The organism is Flavobacterium collinsii (assembly GCF_902804485.1).
Taxonomy (GTDB): domain Bacteria; phylum Bacteroidota; class Bacteroidia; order Flavobacteriales; family Flavobacteriaceae; genus Flavobacterium; species Flavobacterium collinsii.
On the sequence record NZ_CADCST010000158.1, the window covers coordinates 1 to 6,722 of the forward strand.

Annotated in this window: 8 protein-coding genes and 1 pseudogene; all 9 read right to left on the reverse strand. The window is 32.6% G+C overall.

The features are described 5' to 3' along the window. The gene (locus FLA105534_RS22720) at positions 1-834 is read right to left on the reverse strand and encodes an HNH endonuclease family protein (RefSeq protein ID WP_173968363.1); all 834 of its coding nucleotides are present in this window, start codon (positions 832-834) and stop codon (positions 1-3) included. A 4-nt stretch (positions 835-838) separates the two neighbouring features. After that, positions 839-2,089: an AAA family ATPase gene (locus tag FLA105534_RS22725; RefSeq protein WP_173968364.1), complete on the reverse strand. Its 1,251-nt coding sequence runs from the start codon at positions 2,087-2,089 to the stop codon at positions 839-841. An 89-nt stretch (positions 2,090-2,178) separates the two neighbouring features. Beyond that, a complete protein-coding gene (locus FLA105534_RS22730; RefSeq protein ID WP_246253295.1) occupies positions 2,179-2,874 on the reverse strand; it encodes a tyrosine-type recombinase/integrase in 696 nt (231 codons plus the stop codon). 39 nt (positions 2,875-2,913) lie between these two features. Continuing rightward, complete coding sequence (locus tag FLA105534_RS22735) at positions 2,914-3,429, reverse strand: hypothetical protein (protein WP_173968365.1); 516 nt, start codon at positions 3,427-3,429, stop codon at positions 2,914-2,916. Between the two features lie 9 nt (positions 3,430-3,438). After that, positions 3,439-4,266, reverse strand: a pseudogene (locus FLA105534_RS22740) (RHS repeat-associated core domain-containing protein); the annotation flags it as partial. 204 nt (positions 4,267-4,470) lie between these two features. Continuing rightward, the gene (locus FLA105534_RS22745; RefSeq protein WP_173968362.1) at positions 4,471-4,626 is read right to left on the reverse strand and encodes a hypothetical protein; all 156 of its coding nucleotides are present in this window, start codon (positions 4,624-4,626) and stop codon (positions 4,471-4,473) included. 9 nt (positions 4,627-4,635) lie between these two features. Beyond that, on the reverse strand, positions 4,636-5,103 hold the full coding sequence (locus tag FLA105534_RS22750; RefSeq protein ID WP_173968367.1) for a helix-turn-helix transcriptional regulator: 468 nt from the start codon (positions 5,101-5,103) through the stop codon (positions 4,636-4,638). A gap of 2 nt (positions 5,104-5,105) precedes the next feature. Continuing rightward, positions 5,106-5,402, reverse strand: coding sequence for a hypothetical protein (locus FLA105534_RS23885; RefSeq protein ID WP_246253296.1), 297 nt, complete (start codon positions 5,400-5,402; stop codon positions 5,106-5,108). Positions 5,403-5,736: 334 nt separating this feature from the next. Continuing rightward, positions 5,737-6,531 carry a tyrosine-type recombinase/integrase gene (locus FLA105534_RS22760; protein WP_246253297.1) on the reverse strand — a complete coding sequence of 265 codons (795 nt, stop codon included), beginning with the start codon at positions 6,529-6,531 and terminating at the stop codon, positions 5,737-5,739. Positions 6,532-6,722 lie beyond the last annotated feature (191 nt).

Genomic DNA, 6,722 nt, shown 5'->3' on the forward strand with positions numbered 1-6,722 from the left:
TTATAATACAGTGTCAAAATATCTATTCATTCCAGCAAAATTATATCTGCTTGAAAGCATACTGTCGATTTGTTCTTGAACTTCTCTCTTAGTGTCAGCATCTGCGATTTTTGGCAGTGCCTTTTTAAAAGCTCTGAAATTTTTAAAAACGGAATATCTCAAGTTTTTTAATTCTATACGATTTATTCCATAAAAATTTTCAGCAGCTTTTACATGATCAGCATATTTCCTTTCTCTAGGAATAACCTTTACCTCTTGGGTAACATCATCTGCTTCGTAAGCGAAATAGGTTTCGGGATCGTCAAAATATGGATTTAATAATAATGCTTCTTCTCTGAAATGCTCATTAGTATATCTTTGAAGAGTATAGTTTAATGTTATATCAATAGGATCGGGAGAAATATTCCCCGCAAGAAAATCAATTTCATCATCTGTACTACTATCTATTAGTAGAGGTGCTGGATACAAACTAGCTCCTCTAATTGGAAAATTATCACTTTTATAAGTTTGATTACAGATCTGGCAGGCAAATAAATAATTATCATAAGTATAGGCTAGCCACCAATAGATACTCTTTGGTCTGTAATGCTCGACATCACCATGTGCTACAACATCAGTGTTTGCTTCACAATAGGCACATTTTCCAAAACTTTCTTTTTTTAGCTGTGTCTTTGCCGTTTTCCAAAAAGTGCTTTTAAATAAAATTGGCTTTGTTAAATCATTTAAGAACGATCTTCGAGCCTTCATTAACTCTTTATCCTTCTCTCGTTTGTCAGCGCCTCTATACTTAGCTTTTATTGCTCCAGCGGTTCTTAGTCGTTCTAAAGATATCATAGAGCTATACCTTAATTTTTAGTTTCTCCTCAATCTTTTCAAGCAGTTCCAATTCTTTCGAACTTGAAGTTTGCAGATTTCTCTGAGGAAGATCTTTTAATTTGCTTTTAACAATCTTCATTGTTTTTTTCTCAGTTTCATTTAAAGAATCTCCTTTAGCTTTTAAAGCCTCATATTCTTTTTTAACATTCTGTATCTCATAACTTTCATCTGTTTCCAATCCGAAAACAGGAGTCATAAGTAATTGATTAATTAATAACGATTTTGGAGAACCTATGAACGGTATAATTTCAACAATATTAGAATCATTCCTTTTTAATGCAAATAATTCTCCTGTATCTGCTTGCTGTGCAGTAAGCGGAGAATGTGTTGTGGCAACAACTTGAAAATTTGGAAGTTTATTACCTATAAAGTCCAACAATTTCCTTTGCCATTTAGGATGCAGATGCAAGTCTAATTCATCTATCAATAAAAGTCCTCTTGATTCTAAAGGCTTATTATAACTTCTAAAAGCTTCGGTTATCCTGAAAAGTAAATCGCCTATCCAGGCAGCCATGTTTTGATATCCGTCGCTTAATTGATCCAGAGAAATTAATCCATCAATAGTCTCAAACATTACCTGCTTTTTCTCCTTATCTATTGAGTGAAATATAATTCCAGGCAAAAAGTCTTGCAATGCTTCTTTTACCAAATTAATTCCTTCTTCACCAGAACGATAATCCAGCTCAATAATCCAAGCAGTTAAAGGATTTAATGTTGAAGAATTATCAAATAAGTTTCTAACGTTCATAGAACGTGCACTTCTGCTTTTTTCAAAACTAGAGAAGACTTCATTTGATAATCTTCTGCTTGCACCGTAAGCAACAATAAAGTAGTTTCTATTTGCGTTTTCAATAGCGCTATCAATTAAATACAAAGACTGCCTATTATTAGAAATAACTTTTGAAAGATTATCCCCTCTTTCAAGTTTCAGAGAAATCTCCCTCTCTTCACCTTTTTTTGTCTCTATTACCGCCCTTATTAGGCAGTTATTTTCACCAAACTTTATCCAAGAATCTACATTGCCTAAAAGTTCACCTAAGGCATTACTCCCAGAAGTAACTAAGGCTATAGCTTTTAGTATATTACTTTTTCCCGTTCCATTTTCTCCCAAAATTAAAGTCCATTTTCTATTGCTCTTATTATCCTTCTCAAAGGACAAGCTGACATTAGAAAGGCATTTAAAATTTGTAAGTTTTATTTCTTTTAGAAACATGATTTCTTATTGTAAAATTATTAATCAAATTTACAGTTTTTTTTTATTGTAAATATTTTTAATATTTTTTTTTACTTTCTGTTGCTTTTTTAAATCGGAAAATATCTGTTAATTAATTCTCTCTGATGTGAGCTGTTCACTTTAATGTATTTCTCAGTTGTGCCCGGCCATTTATGTCCTGCCAGTTCCTGAACTCTCTCTAAAGGAATACTCTTTTCATTAAGCCAGTTACAGATCACGCTCATTCTGATGGTCTGCGGATTTAGTTTCCTGTCAGGGAATAATCCTCTCAACGGCTCGATCATGGCATGAATGCTGTTCACTACAATGGGCTGACCAAGCTTGGTCAATATGAATTTATCACTGCTTCCTCGCAGTAAGGCAGGGCGTGTTTCATTAATGTAATTATTAAATAATATCATTTGTTTAGGTACAAGTTCCAAAGTTCTTTTATTGAGACTGGCTGATCCCTTGATGTAGATTGTACCATTGTCCAGATCAACATCTTTTAAGGCAAGCCTTGCGATTTCATCGCTTGCAAGCCCCTGATAGATCAAAAGGGAAATCAAAACATTGTTTCTCATGTCAAGATGCTTGTAACGGTTCTCACGTTCCATTAAAAGCTGTAATTCCATTGAGTTGAATAGATCCTGCACCTGAATGGTCTGATTGCCTTTTATTTTGATATTAAGCTTTCTGCAGGGATGGTCATTTCTATAGCCATACATCACAAGATAGTCGTAATATTTTTTAATGGCTGACAGTATCCTGATTCGGTACTGCACATTGGACTGCTTCTGGCTGACTTTATCTGCAAATTCCGGTTATTCAAATTTTATAACATTCTTGTTTTGCCTCCATTCAGCAAGATTTTTTTTAAATAAATCATTTATATCTTCTGTAAAAAACCAATTACCACTATACTCAGTTTTCTTTAAAAACTCTTTTTTAAACTCTTTTAAAAGTTTATTAGCTTCACTTATAAAATCGTCACTCTTTAATATAAATTTTCCATCTTCGTAATATTTCGGTGTGTAATATAATCGACCCGCTTCGATTGTGCTTTCTTTCGATGGAATACATTTTAAAAACTCTACCACATATGATTTTTCAGGATTACATAGATAATAACCTTGCTTTTCAATAAATTTATATTCAGTTTGATTTGAATCAAACACAATCTCTATCTTACTTTGGTTAGATAAATTTTTTTCTTGTTTTATTTCGTCTAAATGCTTTATTAAGTTTGGATATAATTCGAAGCCTTTACTTTTAAAGAAAGCAACAAACCTTTCCTCGTCGTCATTAGAATGAAAAAAATTAATTTGTTTAGAAGTCATAATTTTAAATTAATTATATGGAACAAATATCGTCCTATTGCTACCATTTGGTGCACCTTTTGTTGAATTATTTATATCTTCAATGGCTCTTCGCTCTCTCGCTACAGGTGTTCCGTTTTTATTTTGTTTTCCTACCTGAACATTTACGGTCTTCCCATCTTTTTTGGCGGTTATGTCTGTATAACGGGTATTTTTATGACCACCTTCCGTATTAACCCTTCTTTCCTTAGTTACTTCGTATCCTTTTTGTTCCAATTTCTTTCCATACTCATTTATTTTTTCCTGATGCTTTTGACCACCATTTTTTCCATTTGGATTAGGCACTTTTTTTTGAGAACCTTCTTCAACAGCTTTAGATTTAGATGAGCTTGAGATTCTATTGAGTGCAGAAGCACCTCTTGCAATAGGAATGGTTGATAATATCATCGCTCCTTTTGCTTCTTTTGCCTCTGACATTTTTCTTGAATCACCAGCATGATCTTTCGTGGGTGCCATAGCAGGCTCGGAAGCAAAGAGTAACATGGCAAGTGGAATAAATGGACAAATAGGACATCTCCCATCTGGGTCAGCAAAACTTACTGGATTATCATAACCATATCCATAAGGGTTTAGATTATCTGGATTATAAATCCCTCCGCCAGTATCTATTTTTGTAACTATTGCTTCTAAAACTTCATCGTCGTCGTCGTCGTCAACTTGGCTGTCATCAAAATTAAACTTCAAATCGTTTAATAGTGGGTCAGGATTAATCCATCTACCAATTGCTGGGTCGTAATTTCGCCAACCATAATCATAAAGTCCAAGTCCCAACTCGTCTTGGAACTCTTTTCCGTTGTACTTATACTTATAAGGTTCTGCAAACCTTTTCTATATTAAACAACTCCGTGCAAAAAATATCAATATAAAGAACGTCCGGTTACATTTTTCAATAATACGAAAGTAGATTTAGTTTAATTATTTTCCTAATAAAATAGCGGGCTAATTTATTCCACAAAAAAAGCCCTCATTTATGAGAGCTTTAAATGGATTATTGGAAGTAATCTATAATGATGTAGGCTTAATTCTTACGATTTTGCCATCTTTCATGACAACTAAATCGCTATTTTTTTTCTTTTTATACTCAATTAAATTTTCGTAAACTTCATCCATTGCGTCTAAAATTTTCTTTTGAGTTGGAGTCATTTTACTTGTTTCCAATAGACTTTTTTATACTTCCACCAGATTACGGTAATCGAATTTTTTGTAATATTCTACGTTTACTTTTTCTTTATTAAGTTCGATTAGCTCATTCTTAACTTCAACTCTATACCATTGTTCTGGCTTTGTATGAGAGAATGTACTTAGCTTTAGAACTAATTTTGCATTTAGTTTTCTTTCTCCGGAAAGATATTTATGTAGATTGCTATCACGCATTTCAAAATAGTCAGCCAATTCTTTCTTAGTCAGGTTATGTGCTTTTAGATACATTTTGACAAAGTCAAGAATTTTTAGAACTTCCGTACTATCACTTTCACTTTGAATATAGTCTTCTAATTTATATTGAATAGAAAGTAACTGATTGGTTAACATTCTCTCTTTGGATTGAGTAGCTGAATGGGATAAGATCACTTTTTTTAAATCCCCTTTCTTTTTATCATTCCAAATCTCTTCAACTTGAATTTCTTTAGTTTTCATATTCAATCATTTAAAAATTCATCAATTAACTTTTGCCCGCCTTCAGGTGAAATAATCATAGAGGTATCTCCAAGTTTAAAAGCATTATATTTTGTTGAATATAATGACATCAGTTTTATTTCGTCTTCTTTATCTTCTTCAAAAACATCAAATGCTAAATAGCCTTCTCCTTTTGTAAAACTTAGTCTACAGGCAAATGCAATCAAACAGCCTGCAACATTATCGTATTCTTTTACTTTTCCCTTATTGTGTGGAGCAATTTCAACATAAGCCATATAGGGTTCAATCTTCTCTTTCATTTCAAAAATCAAACAACCTTCAATCTTCTCGGAAGTTTCTTCCGATACCAGAACATAGGTTTAAAAACCTTTCTTTTTCGAATGTTTATTAAAATTAAATCTCCATCCATCAACTACTAAGGGAAGGTTTACTTTTAATAATTTTGAATCTGAAATTTTAGCATTTACTAAAACATTCCCTTCTATCTTTAATATTTTTACATCCATCGTACGCCAAAATTGATTTCACAAATATACTAAATAATTATACATATTGTATAATTTTAACCTTTATTTTTATTGCTTCAAATAGTTGGGAAATACCGATTAATCATTTCCCGTTGTTGGGAACTATTCACTTTAATATACTTTTCCGTAGTTCCTGAGCCCGTTCCAAAGGGATTTTTTTCTCGTTGAGCCAGTTGCAAATCACGCTCATGCGGATGGTCTGTGGGTTGAGTTTTCTATCAAGAAACAATGTCCTGAGCGGATCAATCATCCCATGAATACCACCTACCGTAATAGGCTTACCCAGCTTTGTAATAATGAGCTTTTCGGTTTTACAACGAAGCGTTTCTGTTCGGGTTTCATTTATATAGTTGGAGAACAAAATCATCTGCTTGGACACCAGTTCCAGCGTTCGCTTATTGAGTATATTGGAAACTTTTATATAGATAGTCCCGTTATCCAAATCGATGTCTTTAACGGTTAATTTAATAATTTCATCACTGGTAAGTCCCTGATAAATCAGCAGAGATAGTAAAACATTGTTTCTGACATCCAAATGCTTGTAACGGTTTTCCCTTTCCAAGAGCAGTTGCAATTCCTGGCTGCTGAACAGATCCTGTACCTGTATTACCTGATTACCATTTACTCTAATATTCAGCCGTTTGCAAGGATGGTCGGCTCTGTATCCACTCATTACTAAAAAATCATAATATTTTTTGATTGTTGATAAAATCACAACTCTGTATTTACTATTGGGTTGCTTTAGGCTGATTTCGTCCATATACTTTACAATATTCTTGTATTTATATGGCTTGGCTTTGGGGTTTAATTTTAAAAAGTGGTTAATGGCAAATAAATAGCTTAATAATGTCTGTTTACTATAATTTTGGAGCTGGAATTGTTCCAGTGTTTGTTTTGTCACAATAATTACTTAAAAGGTTACTATACTCATTTTGGGATATCAATAAAACTAAACAGACATAAAAGTAAATATTATACTAACATTTTTGTAAAAATACCAAACAAATAAAATGCGTATTAATATTTAGCTTAAAGTATTAAATTTAGCTTTTTTTAAACCAATATTTGATTAATTAAATAACTCCTTGAAAA